This is a genomic window from Arthrobacter sp. SDR-2R, assembly GCF_057747955.1.
Map to the genome: position 1 here is coordinate 4,156,032 of NZ_CM173231.1, position 15,283 is coordinate 4,171,314.

Genomic DNA, 15,283 nt, shown 5'->3' on the forward strand with positions numbered 1-15,283 from the left:
TTCAGCAGTGACTAGTGCTTGGCCATGCGTTCCTTGAGGGAAGCGAGCTCGGCACGCAGGGCATCCGGGAGTGAATCCCCGAACTTGGCGTACCACTCCTCGATGGAGGCCAGCTCGGCGTCCCATTCCCCGCGGTCCACGCGGACAGCGTCCTCCACGTGGGCGTGGGTCAGGTCAAGGCCGGTGAGGTCAAGTGAATGGCCGGCGGGCACGAAGCCGATGGGTGTTTCGACGGCGTCCGCCTTCCCTTCGATCCGCTCGATGGCCCACTTCAGGACGCGGGCGTTGTCGCCGAAGCCGGGCCAGGCAAATCCACCGTCGGCGGTGCGGCGGAACCAGTTCACCAGGAAGATGTGCGGCAGGCGTTCGGGGTTGGCCTTCCCGGAGACGCTGATCCAGTGCTTCAGGTAGTCGCCGGCGTCGTAACCGATGAAGGGCAGCATGGCCATCGGGTCGCGGCGGAGCACGCCGACCTGTCCGGCGGCTGCGGCCGTGGTTTCGGAGGAAAGGGTGGACCCCATGAAGATGCCGTTGGTCCAGCTGCGTGCCTCGGTGACCAGGGGAACGGTGGTCTTGCGGCGGCCGCCGAACAGGATGGCCGAGAGCTCCACGCCTTCCGGGCTGTAGTATTCCTCGGCAAGCATGTCCACCTGCGAGATGGGGGTGCAGAACCGGGAGTTCGGGTGGGCGGCGGGACGGCCCGAATCTGGGGTCCAGGAGTTGCCCTGCCAGTCGGTCAGGTGCGCCGGAACCTCGTCCGTCATGCCCTCCCACCAGACGCCGCCGTCGTCGGTCAATGCCACGTTGGTGAAGATGCTGTGGCCCTTGGCAATGGCGCGCATGGCGTTCGGGTTGGTGCCCCAGCCGGTGCCGGGGGCTACGCCGAAGAGGCCGGCCTCCGGGTTGGTGGCGCGCAGCTCGCCTTCCTTGCCGATCCGCATCCAGGTGATGTCGTCGCCAAGGGTTTCGACTTCCCAGCCTTCAATGGTGGGGTCGAGCAGGGCAAGGTTGGTCTTGCCGCAGGCCGAGGGGAAGGCCGCGGACATGTAGTACGACTTCTTCTCCGGCGAGGTGAGCTTGAGGATGAGCATGTGCTCGGCCAGCCAGCCCTCGTCACGCGCCATGACCGAGGCGATGCGCAGGGCGTAGCACTTCTTCCCAAGGAGGGCGTTGCCGCCGTAGCCGGAGCCAAAGGACCAGATGGAGCGCTCTTCGGGGAAGTGGACAATCCATTTGTCCGGGTTGCAGGGCCACGGCACGTCGTCCTGGCCGGGGGCCAGCGGTGCGCCGAGGGAGTGCAGGGCCGGAACGAAGAAGGCGTTGGTGGCCGTGATCCTGTCCAGGACCTCGGTGCCGATGTTCGCCATGATGCGCATGGAAGCGACAACGTAGGCACTGTCGGTGATTTCCACGCCGAACTTGGGGTCCTCTGCGTCGAGGTGGCCCATGACGAACGGGATGACGTACATGGTGCGGCCGCGCATGGAACCGGCGAACAGCCCGCGCAGCTTCTCCTTCATCTCCCGCGGTTCCATCCAGTTATTGGTGAAGCCGGCGTCACGCCGGTTTTCCGAGCAGATGAAGGTCTGTTCCTCGACGCGGGCGACGTCAGCGGGATCGGAGAACGCAGCGAAGGAGTTCGGGAAGAGGTCCTGGTTGAGCCTGGTCAGGGTGCCGGCAGCAACAAGCTCGTCGGTAAGGCGGGTGTTTTCCTCTTCGGACCCGTCAACCCAGTAAATGCGGTCCGGCTGCGTAAGCTCAGCAACCTCTTCGACCCATGCCAGCAGGCCGGCATGTGTGGTGGGTGCTTTCTCAAGCAGCGGCTTCTGCGCCAGATCGCCCATTGCAGTTCCCTTCCTCGGGTTCATCGGTGTGAGCTAAATGCTATGGTCCGGACCAGTGGAGTTTTTGGGGAGCTTGACTGACATCTCCGGTCACCAAATGTGAATTCCGCGGAAAATCAAGGAATTATTCCCGCAAAAAAGCCGATTAAGTGACAAAGGTCACCTATACCGGTCTAGTTGCGGAGATTACAGTCGGTTCGATTTGGCACTACGGGCCCTGCTCGCGTAAAGTAATTCGAGGTTCGGGGAGAGCGGTTCTTCTCCCGGGACACGGAATGCGCCCATAGCTCAGCTGGATAGAGCGTCTGTCTACGGAACAGAAGGTCAGGGGTTCGAATCCCTTTGGGCGCACCAACAAGGTCCGCACCGGCTCGCCGGTGCGGACCTTTTTTGTGCAGCCGGGCCCGTGATCCCCGGCTAGGCTTTGCACATGATGCCCGACGCCGCTGAGCGCGAATTTGATGTTGTTGTTATCGGCGCAGGCGCCGTGGGGGAAAACGTGGCCGGCCGCGTTGTGGAGGGCGGGCTCACCGCCGTGCTCGTGGAAGCGGAACTGGTGGGCGGCGAATGCTCCTACTGGGCCTGCATGCCATCGAAGGCACTCCTGCGGCCCGGCACCGCGCTGCACGGAGCACAGACGACGCCGGGCGCCAAGGAAGCAGTCACCCGTACCCTCGATGCCGCGGCCGTCCTGGAACGCCGAAACTATTTCACCTCCAACTGGCAGGACGACAGCCAGGTCTCATGGGTGGAGGACACCGGCATCGACCTGGTGCGCGGCCATGCATGGCTGACCGCCCCCAGGGCGGTGGAGGTGGCAGGCCTGGACGGTACCCGCCACCTGCTGCGGGCGCGGCATGCCGTAGTACTCGCCACCGGCTCCACCCCCAACACCCCGCCCATCGACGGTCTGCAGGATGTACAGGTCTGGGGAACCCGTGAAGCCACATCGGCGGCCGAGGTTCCGGAGCGCCTGGCAGTATTGGGCGGCGGCGTGGCCGGCGCCGAACTGGCCCAGGCCTTCGCCCGCCTGGGCTCCAGCGTGACCCTGGTGGCGCGCAGCGGGCTGCTGGGCAACTTTCCGGAGGAGGCCGCGGCACTGGTTGCGGCAGGACTGCGCGCGGACGGCGTCGAACTCCGCTTGAACACCGCCACCAAGCGCGTCAGCGAGAACGGCGACGGCACCCTCACCGTCAGCCTGGGCGACGGAACCGACGTCACGGCCGAGAAGGTCCTGGTCTCAACGGGCCGGCATCCGGCCCTCGAAGGCCTGGGCCTGGAGAGCGTCGGGTTCGAGCCGGACGGCTCCGGGCACCTTTCGCTCACCACGGACACCTCCGGCCTGGTCCAGGGAACCCCCGGTGACGAACCCTGGCTGTACGCGGTGGGAGACGCCGCCGGCCATAACCTTTTCACCCACCAGGGCAAGTACGAGGCGCGGGCCACCGCTGACGCCATTGCTGCACGGGCCAGGGGCGAGCTCAAGGGCACGCCCGGCGAGTGGACCCGCTTCGCCCAGACGGCCAACCAGCACGCCGTGCCCAGCGTCGTCTTCACGGACCCCGAGCTGGCCAGCGTGGGACGCACCCTGCAGGCGGCCAGGAAGGACGGGTACAACGCGTCCTCGGTGGAGCTGCCCATCCAGGTGGCCGGATCGTCGCTCCATTCGGAGAACTACGAAGGCTGGGCCCAACTGGTGGTTGATGAAGACCGACGGGTCCTCCTTGGCGCAACGTTCGCCGGCCCGGACGTGGCGGAACTGCTGCACGCGGCCACGATCGCCGTGGTGGGCGAGGTGCCGCTGGACCGCCTGTGGCATGCCGTCCCCTCCTACCCCACCATCAGTGAGGTGTGGCTCCGGCTGCTGGAGAAGTACGGCCTGTGACACTTATTTGAACTGACCAGTCAGTTCGGTTAGCCTTGATGCAGACCATTCCTGCGAAAGGCAAGCCTTGCTCTCAGCACTCCAGCTCCATGCCAAAGGACGCCGGGACCCGCTGCTTCCGCCAACCTCGCTGGCCGTGGGCCGCGGCGAACTGCTGCTCGTTACCGGTGACCGCCAGGACCAGCGCACCGCTTTGTCCCTCCTGCTCAGCGGGAGGATGAAGGCTTCGGGCGGCCAGGTCGGCTGGGACAACAGTCCCCGGACCAAGCAGCTCCGCCTGGCAGCGGCCCTGGTGGACTCCCCCGGCGTCAATGAACCTGAAGAACACCTCAGCGTCCGCGACCTGGTGACCGAGGACCTGGCTCTGATACCCCGGCGCTACCGTGGGGCATTGCTCAGCGGCCCGTGGCTCAAGGTCAACCGGTTCGAGGACATCGCGGGCCTCTGGACGGAACAGCTTGAGCCCCGCCGGCGGCTCGAACTCCTCACGGCGCTGGCCCTGGCCAACCCCCGCACGGACCTGCTGGTGGTGGATTCCCCGGACCGCCACAGTGCAGATGAGCTCACCTGGCTGCCGCGCCTGCAGCAGCTGGCGTACGACGGCGGGCGGCCGCTTGCCGTCGTTGCGGCCGTCAGCGCCGTCCCCGGCTCATGGGACGGGCCCGTCGCCGCCATCGGCAACGCCGCCCCGGAGCCGGCCCCTGCCGCGGAAGCCGGGCCGGACCCGGAAAACCAGGAAACCCCACTCGAAACAGAGGTTGCCAAGTGACTGTCCTGCGGCTGGCCCGCTCCGAACTCAAGCGCATGACCGGCGGCCTGCTCCCCAAGCTGACCATTCTGGCGCTGACCATGGTCCCCCTCCTCTACGGCGCGGTGTACCTCTACGCGAACTGGGATCCGTACGGCCACCTCAACAACCTGGACGCAGCCCTGGTGGTGGAGGATGCGGGCGCAACCACGGCGGACGGCAGCCGGCTTGAGGCCGGAACAAAAGTGGCGGACAGCCTGGTGGAAGGCAATGTCTTCCACTGGGTGCCGGTGGCCAGCTCCACGGAGGCCGACGCGGGTGTGAGCAGCGGGCAGTACGCCTTCGCACTGAAGATCCCCAAGGACTTTTCGGCCAACCTGGTATCGCCCGGCAGCTTCGACTCGGCCAGCCAGGCCATGTTGAACGTGACCACGAACGACGCCAACAACTACCTCCTGAGCACGATCGTGGACAAGCTGACCACTGCCGTGCACTCCAGTGTCGCCAAGGAGGTGGGTGAGGAGACCGCCAACCAGCTGCTCACCGGGTTCGGCACCATCCACTCCAAGATGGTCCAGGCCGCGGACGGTGCCACCCGGCTGGCAGACGGCGTGGCCACGCTCAGGGACGGAACGGTCACCCTCCACGAGGGGACCTCGGCCCTGAGCAGCGGGGCGGACCAGTTGTACGCCGGCCAGCTGAAGCTGCGGGACGGCGCCAACCAGCTGACCGACGGCGCGGGGCAGCTCAGCAGCGGACTGTCAGTCCTGAAGGACAAGACGGCCACCCTGCCAACCGATACCCAGACCCTCGCGTCCGGCGCCGCCCAGGTGGCTGCCGGGAACGCCCAGTTGAACGCCAAGGTCCAGGATGTGGCGGCGCAGCTGGAGGCAGCGGACCAGGGACTGCGCTCCCGGGTGGTGGAGTCCAACAGCAGGCTCGTCGCCTCGGGCGTCCTGACGCAGGAGCAGGCGGACAAGGTGCTGGCGGATTTCGACGCCGCCGCGGCATCCAGCCCCGTGGCAGCGGCCAAAAGCAGGATCCAGACGGATGCGGCCCAGGTCCAGCAGCTGGCCAGCGGTTCCGAGGCGGTCAGTGTCGGCGCAGCCCAGCTGGCAGCCGGGATGCCGGCCCTCAGGGACGCGATCGCGCAGGCCTCGGCAGGGGCTGACCAGCTGCACACGGGCGCTGCCGCGCTGGCAGCCGGTGAGCAGTCCGCCGTCGACGGTGCCGCCGGCCTTGCGGACGGAGCACGGAAGGTGGATGCGGGGGCAGCGCAGGTGTCCGACGGAGCGGCCCAGGCCGCGACGGGGTCCGGTACTCTCGCCGACGAGATCGGGAAGGGCGCCGGCCAGGTCCCCAACCCGGACGATGCCCAGAAGAGCAACCTGTCCCAGGTCATGGCCGATCCTGTGGCGGTCAGCAACGTCTCGCAGGCCAAGGCCGGATCGTACGGTGCGGGGCTGGCGCCGTTCTTCCTCACGCTCGCCCTGTGGATCGGGATCTTCATGCTGGTCCAGGCCATGCGCCCCATCACCCAGCGGGCACTGGCCTCCAACGCGCCGTCGTGGAAGGTCGCGTTGGGCGGCTGGCTTCCCTTCCTGCTGGTCTCGGTGGTGCAGGCGTCGCTGCTGACCCTGGTGGTGGACGTGGCCCTGGGCCTGGACCCGGCGCACCCGGTCCTGATGTGGCTGTTCATGCTCGCCGCTGCCATGGCGTTCAGCGCGCTCATCCAGGGTGTGGTGGCGCTGCTGGGTTCGCCGGGCAAGCTGGTGGTGCTCATCCTGCTGGTCCTGCAGCTGGTGTCATCCGGCGGCACGTTCCCGTGGCAGACCACCCCGCAGCCGCTGCACGTGGTGCATCAGGTCCTGCCCATGGGTTACGTGGTGACCGGGATGCGGCACCTGATTTACGGCGGTGACCTGTCCATGATTGCCCCCACGCTGGCGGGCCTGCTGGGCTACACCCTGCTGGGGGCGGCCATGTCCACCCTCGCAGTACGCAAGAACAAATACTGGACGCTCAAGACACTGAAACCGGAGATCGCGGTATGAGCACCGAACCCACGGCCGCGGGCAAAGGGCTCCGGCCCGCCCGCACCAACGCCACCCGCCAGAAACTGTTCGATGCCTCCATGGAGCTGATCGGCGAGCGCGGCGCGGCCAGTGTCACGGTGGATGAGATCGCAGCGGCGGCCGGGGTCTCCAAGGGCACCGTCTACTACAACTTCGGCAGCAAATCGGAGCTGATCGCGCAGCTTCTGCGGCACGGTGTGGACATCCTCAAGGCGCAGCTGCTCGAGGCCGCGGACAGCGAAGGCACCGGCCGGGACCCCTTGCTGGCCATGGAAGCGATGATCGGCCAGGCCATGGATTTCATGGCCGAGTACCCTTCCTTCGCCCGCCTGTGGGTCAGCGAGAACTGGCGGATCCCCAGCGAATGGCAGGGCACCTTCTCGGTCCTGCGCCGCGAGCTCCTGGAGGTCATTGGCCAGGCCGTGGAGAGGGTGGCCAAGGCCTATCCCGTGGACGAATCGGTGTCCCGGGGCAGCCTGGAGACGGCCATCTTTGGGGCCTGCTTCGTGGTGGGCCTGGACCGGCAGACCTACAACCCCGAGCGCACCCGTGACCAAAGTGTTGCAGCAATCATGGCCATCATGCGCGGCTACGTCCTCAAGGAGCCGGCTCCTCGGGGATGATGGAGCACATGCGCCATACGGGGAAGAGCGGAAAGTTCGCGGTCATCTGCGGCGTCGTCGCTGCGGGGCTGCTGGTACTCACGGCGATGACACTGGCCGAACCGGTCTTCCTGGCTTTCCTGGGCGTCCTGGGGCTGGCCTACCTCGGCGCGCTTGCCGAGATCCTGGTCAGGCGGCGGCGGTTTGCCCTGCTGGCCGCGGGCGCCGGGACCGCCCTGGCACTCGGCTTCTCCCTGGCGTTCGTCAGCACGTGGGAGCTGGCGTTCAGCGGCCAGTCCTCATTCCTGGGCACCCCACTCCCCACGGACGACCCCGACAACTACTTCGTGGGTGCCGCCTGCGCCCTTGCCGGAACGTTCGGGATCCTCTTCCTGGGTGCCTTATGGCCGGGAAGGGGCCAGGCAATGCCGGCCCGCAGGCCTTCCTCCGCCAGGCGCGGAAGTCCCCAGGCAACGCGTCCTTCCGCGCGCTCCGGCAACCAGGCCTCCGCCCCTCAGCGGGCCTCCGTCACCCGTAGACCGTCCGGCGGCTCTTCGACCGCAGCCAGGCGCCCGTCGTCGTCCGCCTCCCCCTCAGCCAGGCCGGCACCCAGGTCCGGGAGCGGCTCCGCTTCCCGGCGCTGACGCCGCCTGCCTGCACCGGTGAGCACCGCCGTCGCCACCCCGCCCAGGAGGAGCAGCCCGCCCGCCAGCTCCGTTGGCGACGGCACCTCCCCGAGCACCAGCCATGCAGCACTCATGCCCACCACGGGGACCAGCAAGGTGAACGGAACAACAGCCGACGACGGGTGGCTGGCCAGGAGCCGGTTCCAGATTCCGTAGCCCACCAGTGAGGCGAAAACAGCGGTGTAGAGGGCGCTGAGCATGGTTGGCCCCTGGAGATTGGACAGCGAGTCCCACACGGCGCCCGGCCCGTCAACCACCAGCGACAACGCCCCCAGCGGCAGTGGCACCACAGCTCCGGACCAGACAACCAGCCCCAGGCCGGAGGCAGCCCTGGCCTTCCGGGCAATGACGTTTCCGGCTGCCCAGGACAGTGCCGCCGCCAGGACGATGACCAGCGGCAGGAGCGGTGCCACGGCGCTTCGTCCCACGGCCACCAGGGCGAGTCCTGCTACCCCCAGCCCGACACCCGCCAGCTGGCGTGCGCTGGGCCGCTCATGCAGGAACCCGGCGGCGAGCAGGACGGTCAGGAGCACCTGTGCCTGAAGCACCAGCGAGGCAAGACCGGCCGGCATGCCAAGCGCCATGGCAAGGTACAGAAGGCCGAACTGGCCGGCGCTCATGAAAAGTCCGACGCCGATAATGGCCTTCCAGCCCACGTCCGGCTTCCTGACGAAGAAGATCCAGGGGACAACCACCAGGACGAAACGCAGCGCGACGAACAGCAACGGGGGAAAGTTCCGGCCGCCGGCGTGGAGCCCGATGTCGATGGCCACGAAATTCAGGCCCCACAGCAGGGCTACAAGGACGGCAAGGAGGGATTCGCGCAGGCTCACGCTCCCACTCTGGCAGAGGTATCAATGAAGCACCAGCGCGTAATTCAGCACTGGATCGTGTACGTTTTCTTCATGATCGACATCGGGTCGTTGCGCGCCCTTGCGGCAATCGAGCAGCATGGGACGGTTATTGCGGCGGCGGAAGCCATGGGATTCAGCCCGTCCGCCGTGTCCCAGCAGGTGAAGAAGTTGGAGAAAGAGGGCGGCTTCGCTGTCCTGGAACGCCGCGGCCGCGGGGTTCTGCTCACCGAGCGGGGGCTGGCCCTGGCGGCTTATGGGCGGCGCATCCTGGCAGAGCTGGAGGAGTTGGAGTCCACGCTGCTGGCAGACCCGGCGAAGCCCAGCGGCAGCCTCCGCATCGTTTCGTTTTCCACTGCCTGCCGCGGACTGGTGGGGCCTCTGCTGGCCCAGGTTGGGCAGTCGGGGGCGGCGCTCGACATTTCCGTCCTGGCGGAGGACCCGCGCGAGGCCGTGGCCAGGGTAGCCAACGGCGAAGCCGACCTGGGCCTGGTGCACAACTGGAACTCCGTGCCGCTGGTGATCCCTGAGCACCTGGCGCTGGAGTGGCTGTGCGAGGACGTGGCCGATGTCCTGGTCCACCGCGGGCATCCACTCGCGCTTAGGGCGGAAGTTGACCCTGCCCAGCTTGTCGACGAGCGCTGGATCAGTACGCCGGCCGGCGCGATCTGCAATGAAGCGCTCCTGCGGATCTTCGCCGACCTGGGCCGGGTTCCGGACATCAGGGTTTACGATCCGGATTTTGCCACGCACATCGCTTTCGTGGAGCAGGGCGTGGCGGTTGCCCTGGTGCCCCGGCTGGGACGCCCGGCGCTGCCTCCGGACGTCGTCGCAATTCCAGTGGTCAATCCGGTCCAGGCGCGGCAGGTGGGGCTGGTCCATCGCAGGACCATGACGGCCAGTCCGGGCATCAGGCACGTCGCGGCGCTGCTGCGCGGCATCGCGGCGGATGGGCCAGGAGCCGGTGAGGCTGGGAGCCAGTGGGCCCGGTAGCTGGTGAGGCTGGGGCTAGTGGGCCCGGGGCACCTTGAAGCGGGTGATCCGGGCATCCTGCCCATCGAGTTCCGCCCACGTTTTCTCCGTCTCCAGGACCGTAAGCGCATTGGTGGGAAAGCGGGTGGCGGCGTCCATGTAGGCGTCGTGGTCGGAGTCGCGTGAGGCGAGGTGCATGGCCAGGTCCTGCACGCCGGGCAGGTGCGCGATCACCATCAGGGTGGTCACGGTGTCCGGCACGTGGTTGACCACGGTGAGCATCCGGAGGGCCGAAGCCGCATACAGGCCGTCTTCCAGCTTGGGCGTCGGCGCTTTGTCACCGAGTTCGGAGCAGACCCAGGTGCAGGTCTGCCGCGTGCGCAGCGCGCTGGAGCACAGGATGAAGTCCGGGACGATGTTGTGCTTGAGCAGCCAGCGGCCGGCCAGCGGCGCCTCCCTGTGCCCGCGCTCCTCGAGCGGCCGCTCATGGTCGGCCACCCCGCCGGGCCAGTCGGCCTTGGCGTGGCGCATGATCACAAGGCGTCGGACATGGTGCGAACTCATGGCCCAAGCCTAGCCCCAGCAAAAGCAGAGGGCGCCCGCAAATACAGGCCTCAGCAACAGAGAACCGCACCAAAGCATGCCCACAGTGACACGAGGACCCCCAGAGGGCGGGCGCCTCCCGTACAGAGGAACTAGATCGAGTACTCCGGAGCGGCCCAGACAACAACTTCCGGGTGCTCGTAGAACCGGTAGCCCTGGCCGCGGACGGTGCGGACGGTGTTGGCGAGGCGGCCCAGTTTGGAGCGGAGGCGGCGGATATGGACGTCGATGGTGCGCTCGTTGGGAACCTCTTCGGCGTTGCGCCAGAGACCTTCGAGCAGTTCGTCACGGCCCACGGTGCGGGTTCCGTTTTCGACGAGGTAGTTGAGGAGTTCGAACTCCTTGAACGTCAGGTTCAGGGATTCGCCGTCGAGGTGGACTTCGCGGCGGGCGAGGTCGATGAGCACGCCGGAGGGGCGCGGTTCCTGCGGCTGGGCAGGGCGCGGGGTTTCCGAGCGCTGGCGGGAGTTCACGGTGGGGTCGCCGAAGGTGGAACGGACGACGTCGAGAGCGGAACCGGGGGTGCCGGCCGGGGCTACTGCGACGGCGGCGTAGCTTTCGGCGCCGGAGACCAGCGACTGGGCGTATGCGCGGATTTCCTGCGCGAGCTTGGCGATGGAGGTTCCGGCTGCTGCCGCGGTCTCCTCGTCGATGCCCATGTAGAGGACGAATCCGCGGGCGACGTTCTCGTTGGCGACAGGGCGGACCTGGTTGGCGCCGGCCACGACGGGGGTGGGAGCGGTCACCGGCGCGGAGTCTGCGGGATGTACGGCGCGGAGCTGCCCGTATGAGTTGGGGTTGTATCCCTGCGGGGCGAAACCCTGGCCGGGGAAGCTGCTTCCGGGAGTGGAGGGAGCGAGTGCCGGGCGCGGGCCGAAACCGGGACGAAGGCCGGAGGGCTGGCCTGCCTTGGCGGCGTTACGGACTGAGATGTGGACGTATCCGGATGCAACTGACATGAAATGCTTACCTCAATGTGAAATGGCCGTTTTCGCGGCTCGAATGCTGGCTTCCCCGTCACAGGAACCGGGGATGGGCGCCCGACGCTGGGCTTGGGGGCGAATGCCTAAGAACTTCGTTGGGTGGGAAGGTCAGGCGTGCATTCGACAACAGCGCATGTCGGCAGCAGCGGATGTGCTGGGCCAATATTCTGCGGCTGCAGGTGCTGTTGAGTTCTTGTTCACATTGGAAGTGTGCAGCGTAACAATGCCAACTTGCAAGTAACAATGGACCAAATCGTCCGCATTGTGAGACGAAACGCAGGATTGTGCGGTAGATCACTATTTCGGAAGAGGGATTTATTTTTGATGCTTATCCGGTGGATGGCCTTCTATCTACCCGTTTGCAGAACATTATTCGCTCGAATCAGATTTGACCGAATCTCTCTGAAATTCAACCGTTTGACATAGAATCGGCTGGCCAGGCTCCGCTCCTGTCCAGCCGACATTCCCTCTCCTCCAGAATTTTTTTGCCGCGGGACCGTCGGGTGCCCGGCCCCACATGGTTCGCCCCGTTCGTCTTTGCGTGTCAGTTACTGCTTGCTCCGGAGCCCGGAGTGGTTGCCGTGCCGGATGTTGCCAGCTGGATGGTCTGGGCGGTGTAGGTGTCCGAATCCTTCACGGCCGTCACCCGGACGCCCGCTCCCGTGGTCACGTTGGACATGCTGAGCGTGCTGCTGGTGGATGCACTGCCCCGCTGCCGCATTCCCTGCGTGACCTGCACGCCGGAACCGACCGCATAGGTACGGGAGAAGCCGTCCCCGCTCCTGACGGTCAGGGAGGTCGCGGAAACCTCCGTGACCGTGCCTGTCTGGCCCGCCATGGTCACGTAGGTCGAATCCTGGAGGACCACGTATTCGGAGTGGACGGCAGCGTTCAGGCCGGCCGCTCCCATCCCCAGGCCACCGGGGCCGCCGTCCATGCCCATTCCGCCGTCCATGCCGCTTTGGCCGCCGGGGCCCATCATGCCGCCCTGTCCGGTCATGCCGCTTTGTCCTCCCGGGCCCAACTGGCCCGCGGCACCTGTGCCCTGGCCGTTGTTCGCGGACGCCGCAGTGGCACCGTTTCCGGCAGCGTAGGCGCCGGCACCGGCCGCGGCGCCCACAACCACCGCCACGCCGCCTACCAACAGGCCTTTCTTCGCGGTCCAGTTTCCTTTACCGGAACGGGAAGACGTGCCGGAGGCGTACGGCTGCGGCGCGCCCCACCCACCGCCGGCGTTTGGCACCTGGCCAGGTGCCGCCGTCGTTCCCCAGCCTGCGGTAGGCGCAGCGGAAGCGGACGAACCCCAACCCTGCACAGGCTGCCCCTGGGGTGACCGGGCCGGCTCCCCGCGGCCGCTGGTACTGCCTGCGGGGACACGCCATCCTGTGGCTGCCCCGTCCCGGTCCGTGCCGTCGGCTGCCCCGCCCCAGATTGGAGCCGGCTGGGGCGTGTGTCCTGAGGCGCCGGGTTGCCCCGATGCCCCGGGGACGGCGCGGTCGTCTTGCTGATCCATGGCTTTCTCCAAGAAGTTGAAACTGATGGTGGTGATGCTGTTGTTCCAACAGGGTCTGCCGCCATGCTGTGCGGCGGCTGTGCGGCAGGCCAAGCCTGCCTGTGACCTTCGGGGCCGCATTCCCAGGGCAGAGCTTGCGTTGGGTTCAGGTGGCTAGGCTGGACCTCACAGCTGGAGCACAGCAACGGCAAAGCGTCGGCAAACCGACAGATCGGAGAGTTGTCCCATGGCATCCCCGCACTCCATGACCAACAACCTTCCCCAGCTCACCCACCCGGACGGGTCGCCGATCCGTGCCCTGGTGGTGGATGACGAGCCGAGCCTGTCCGAGCTCATGAGCATGGGCCTGCGCATGGCGGGCTGGTCTGTGGCCGTGGCAGCGGACGGTCCCACTGCCGTCAAGCTCGCCAAGGACTTCCACCCGGATGTCCTGGTGCTGGACGTCATGCTGCCGGGGTTCGACGGCGTGGAGCTGCTGGGCAGGATCCGCGCCTTTGCGCCGGAGGTGCCTGCGCTCTTCCTGACGGCCAAAGACGACGTCCAGGACCGCATTGTGGGACTGGCCGCCGGCGGGGACGACTACGTCACCAAGCCCTTCAGCATGGAGGAAGTCCTGCTGCGCCTGCACCGGCTGGTGCAGCGTTCCGGCGTGGCCGCCATGGACACTGCCGAACTGGTGGTCGGCGACCTGGTGCTCAATGTGGACACCCGTGAAGTCACCCGTGCCGGGGAAGGGATCCAGCTGACGGCAACACAGTTCGAGCTCCTCCGGTACCTGATGGAAAACCCCAAGCGCGTGGTCAGCAAGGCCCAGATCCTGGACCACGTCTGGGATTACGACTTCGGCGGCCAGGCGAACATCGTGGAACTGTACATTTCCTACCTGCGCAAGAAGATCGAAGCCAACCATCCGCCGATGATCCACACCGTGCGCGGAGCAGGCTACGTCATCAAGCCCGCAGACTAGCCAAAGGATACGCGTGTCTCTTTCCGGTGTCCCCCGGCCCACCGGCCGGTCCTGGTTCAACCCGTCCACCTGGCACCTCCGCACCCGCCTGATCCTGCTCTCCATGGCGCTCCTGGTGGCCATCTCCAGCGCCATCGGCGTGGTCAGCTACGCCTCCATGGATGTGGTCCTGACCAACCAGCTGGACTCGCAGCTGATGCTGGCCTCCCGCGGACGGCCGCCGGAGGGCAACCCGTCCGGCCGACCGGACCCCCTCGATGCCCGGGGCCAGAGTGTGGGGACGCTCAACGCACGGGTGGTGGGCGGCCAGGTCAGCCGGGAGGCGGGCTTCCTGTCTTCCGATGCCACCCGCACGGCGCTGACTTCCGCCGATGTGGCCACCCTGCAGGCGTTGCCCCGCAATGGCCTTCCCGTGGACCGCAAGCTGTCCAACGGCGATTACCGGCTGATGGCCACGGCCACCCCTTACGGCGACGTGGTGATCACCGGCCTGCCGCTGGCAACGAAACAAAGCACCGAGGCCTCGCTGGTGCTCACGATGGTGCTGGTGTCACTGGGCGGCCTGGTCGTGATCGGGCTTGCGGGCACTGCCTTGATCCGCCGGACCATGCGTCCGCTGGAACAGCTGTCCGACGTCGCCACCAAGGTCTCCAAACTGCCCCTCGACGCCGGCGAGGTGGCGCTTGCCGTGCGCGTACCGCCGTCCGCAGCGCATCCCACCACCGAGGTGGGCAGCGTGGGCCATGCCCTGAACCTGATGCTGGACAACGTCTCCAGCGCCCTGGAAGCCCGGCAGCGCAGCGAGATGAAGGTGCGCCAGTTCGTTGCGGACGCTTCCCATGAGCTCAGGACGCCCCTGACCGCCATCCGCGGGTACACCGAGCTGATGCGCATGACCGAGACCTTTACCGAGGACGGCCGGAAGTCACTGGGCCGCGTCCAAAGCCAGTCCGAGCGCATGACCGCGCTGGTGGAGGACCTGCTCCTGCTGGCCAGGCTTGATGAGGGCAAGGCAACCGAAACCACCGATGTGGACCTTACCCAGCTGGTGGTGGAAACCGTCAGCGATGAAAAGGTCATGGCCCCGGACCACACGTGGCAGCTGACGCTGCCCGACGAGCCCGTCACGGTCCGCGGGGATGCCACCCAGCTGCACCAGGTGCTGGCCAACCTGCTGTCCAACGCCCGGAAGCACACACCGGCCGGCACCACCGTAACCACCGGGTTGATGCGCTCGGCCGATGGGAGCGTGGTGGTGACGGTTACCGACGACGGGCCCGGCATCCCCGCCGAATTCCAGGGCAACATCTTTTCGCGCTTCACCCGGGCCGACGCCGCCCGCTCAGGCTCAGAAGGCTCGTCGGGCCTGGGCCTGTCCATCGTCGAATCCATCGTCATGGCCCACGGAGGCACGGTGGAACTGGTGTCCCGGCCAGGCAGGACCGAGTTTGCGGTCCGCCTTCCCGTGCCCGGACCCGCCGCCGCCTGACCGCCACACACGCAGAGGGCGGTGGCCACTGAAGGCCAAGCCCGCGCCAGTTGCACAGCGCCGGT

General features: G+C 67.1%; 12 protein-coding genes and 1 tRNA gene. 8 read left to right on the forward strand and 5 right to left on the reverse strand.

The window, feature by feature from the left end; translation table 11 throughout:
* Positions 1–11 precede the first annotated feature (11 nt).
* Positions 12–1,844 (reverse strand): phosphoenolpyruvate carboxykinase (GTP), encoded by a 1,833-nt coding sequence (locus AC3ANU_RS19130; protein WP_018771225.1) that lies wholly within the window; start codon positions 1,842–1,844, stop codon positions 12–14.
* 277 nt (positions 1,845–2,121) lie between these two features.
* Here AC3ANU_RS19130 and AC3ANU_RS19135 point away from each other — a divergent pair.
* The 5 genes from AC3ANU_RS19135 (at position 2,122) to AC3ANU_RS19155 (ending at position 7,175) form a co-directional block, all read left to right on the forward strand.
* Positions 2,122–2,198, forward strand: a tRNA-Arg gene (locus AC3ANU_RS19135).
* Positions 2,199–2,274: 76 nt separating this feature from the next.
* On the forward strand, positions 2,275–3,729 hold the full coding sequence (locus AC3ANU_RS19140) for a dihydrolipoyl dehydrogenase family protein (protein WP_488315080.1): 1,455 nt from the start codon (positions 2,275–2,277) through the stop codon (positions 3,727–3,729).
* Positions 3,730–3,796: 67 nt separating this feature from the next.
* Complete coding sequence (locus AC3ANU_RS19145) at positions 3,797–4,498, forward strand: ABC transporter ATP-binding protein (protein ID WP_134165841.1); 702 nt, start codon at positions 3,797–3,799, stop codon at positions 4,496–4,498.
* On the forward strand, positions 4,495–6,531 hold the full coding sequence (locus AC3ANU_RS19150) for a YhgE/Pip domain-containing protein (RefSeq protein WP_144600273.1): 2,037 nt from the start codon (positions 4,495–4,497) through the stop codon (positions 6,529–6,531). Before AC3ANU_RS19145 ends, AC3ANU_RS19150 begins: the two co-directional genes overlap by 4 nt.
* On the forward strand, positions 6,528–7,175 hold the full coding sequence (locus tag AC3ANU_RS19155) for a TetR/AcrR family transcriptional regulator (protein ID WP_018771229.1): 648 nt from the start codon (positions 6,528–6,530) through the stop codon (positions 7,173–7,175). Before AC3ANU_RS19150 ends, AC3ANU_RS19155 begins: the two co-directional genes overlap by 4 nt.
* A 493-nt stretch (positions 7,176–7,668) precedes the next feature.
* On the opposite strand, the gene AC3ANU_RS19160 is transcribed toward AC3ANU_RS19155, so the two are convergent.
* Complete coding sequence (locus AC3ANU_RS19160; RefSeq protein ID WP_144600272.1) at positions 7,669–8,673, reverse strand: EamA family transporter; 1,005 nt, start codon at positions 8,671–8,673, stop codon at positions 7,669–7,671.
* A gap of 72 nt (positions 8,674–8,745) precedes the next feature.
* Here AC3ANU_RS19160 and AC3ANU_RS19165 point away from each other — a divergent pair, with 72 nt between their 5' ends.
* The gene (locus tag AC3ANU_RS19165) at positions 8,746–9,684 is read left to right on the forward strand and encodes a LysR family transcriptional regulator (RefSeq protein ID WP_134165870.1); all 939 of its coding nucleotides are present in this window, start codon (positions 8,746–8,748) and stop codon (positions 9,682–9,684) included.
* A 15-nt stretch (positions 9,685–9,699) separates the two neighbouring features.
* Here AC3ANU_RS19165 and AC3ANU_RS19170 read toward each other — a convergent pair whose 3' ends face one another.
* From AC3ANU_RS19170 to AC3ANU_RS19180, 3 genes are all read right to left on the reverse strand, one after another.
* A complete protein-coding gene (locus AC3ANU_RS19170) occupies positions 9,700–10,227 on the reverse strand; it encodes a SixA phosphatase family protein (RefSeq protein WP_026266065.1) in 528 nt (175 codons plus the stop codon).
* A 131-nt stretch (positions 10,228–10,358) separates the two neighbouring features.
* The gene (locus tag AC3ANU_RS19175; RefSeq protein ID WP_018771233.1) at positions 10,359–11,225 is read right to left on the reverse strand and encodes a winged helix-turn-helix domain-containing protein; all 867 of its coding nucleotides are present in this window, start codon (positions 11,223–11,225) and stop codon (positions 10,359–10,361) included.
* A 568-nt stretch (positions 11,226–11,793) separates the two neighbouring features.
* On the reverse strand, positions 11,794–12,762 hold the full coding sequence (locus tag AC3ANU_RS19180; RefSeq protein WP_488315081.1) for a hypothetical protein: 969 nt from the start codon (positions 12,760–12,762) through the stop codon (positions 11,794–11,796).
* A gap of 226 nt (positions 12,763–12,988) precedes the next feature.
* On the opposite strand from AC3ANU_RS19180, the gene AC3ANU_RS19185 reads away from it, so the two are divergent.
* Both AC3ANU_RS19185 and AC3ANU_RS19190 read left to right on the forward strand, forming a co-directional pair.
* Positions 12,989–13,729 carry a response regulator transcription factor gene (locus AC3ANU_RS19185; RefSeq protein ID WP_018771234.1) on the forward strand — a complete coding sequence of 247 codons (741 nt, stop codon included), beginning with the start codon at positions 12,989–12,991 and terminating at the stop codon, positions 13,727–13,729.
* A 13-nt stretch (positions 13,730–13,742) separates the two neighbouring features.
* On the forward strand, positions 13,743–15,218 hold the full coding sequence (locus AC3ANU_RS19190) for a sensor histidine kinase (protein ID WP_018771235.1): 1,476 nt from the start codon (positions 13,743–13,745) through the stop codon (positions 15,216–15,218).
* Positions 15,219–15,283: the final 65 nt, after the last annotated feature.

What these genes read in the sequence shown, in the direction of transcription:
- AC3ANU_RS19130 (WP_018771225.1), bottom strand. Translation starts at nt 1,844, where the DNA reads ATGGGCGATCTGGCGCAGAAGCCGCTGCTTGAGAAAGCACCCACCACA.
- AC3ANU_RS19170 (WP_026266065.1), bottom strand. Translation starts at nt 10,227, where the DNA reads ATGAGTTCGCACCATGTCCGACGCCTTGTGATCATGCGCCACGCCAAG.
- AC3ANU_RS19175 (WP_018771233.1), bottom strand. Translation starts at nt 11,225, where the DNA reads ATGTCAGTTGCATCCGGATACGTCCACATCTCAGTCCGTAACGCCGCC.
- AC3ANU_RS19155 (WP_018771229.1), top strand. Translation starts at nt 6,528, where the DNA reads ATGAGCACCGAACCCACGGCCGCGGGCAAAGGGCTCCGGCCCGCCCGC.
- AC3ANU_RS19140 (WP_488315080.1), top strand. Translation starts at nt 2,275, where the DNA reads ATGATGCCCGACGCCGCTGAGCGCGAATTTGATGTTGTTGTTATCGGC.
- AC3ANU_RS19185 (WP_018771234.1), top strand. Translation starts at nt 12,989, where the DNA reads ATGGCATCCCCGCACTCCATGACCAACAACCTTCCCCAGCTCACCCAC.
- AC3ANU_RS19165 (WP_134165870.1), top strand. Translation starts at nt 8,746, where the DNA reads ATGATCGACATCGGGTCGTTGCGCGCCCTTGCGGCAATCGAGCAGCAT.
- AC3ANU_RS19180 (WP_488315081.1), bottom strand. Translation starts at nt 12,762, where the DNA reads ATGGATCAGCAAGACGACCGCGCCGTCCCCGGGGCATCGGGGCAACCC.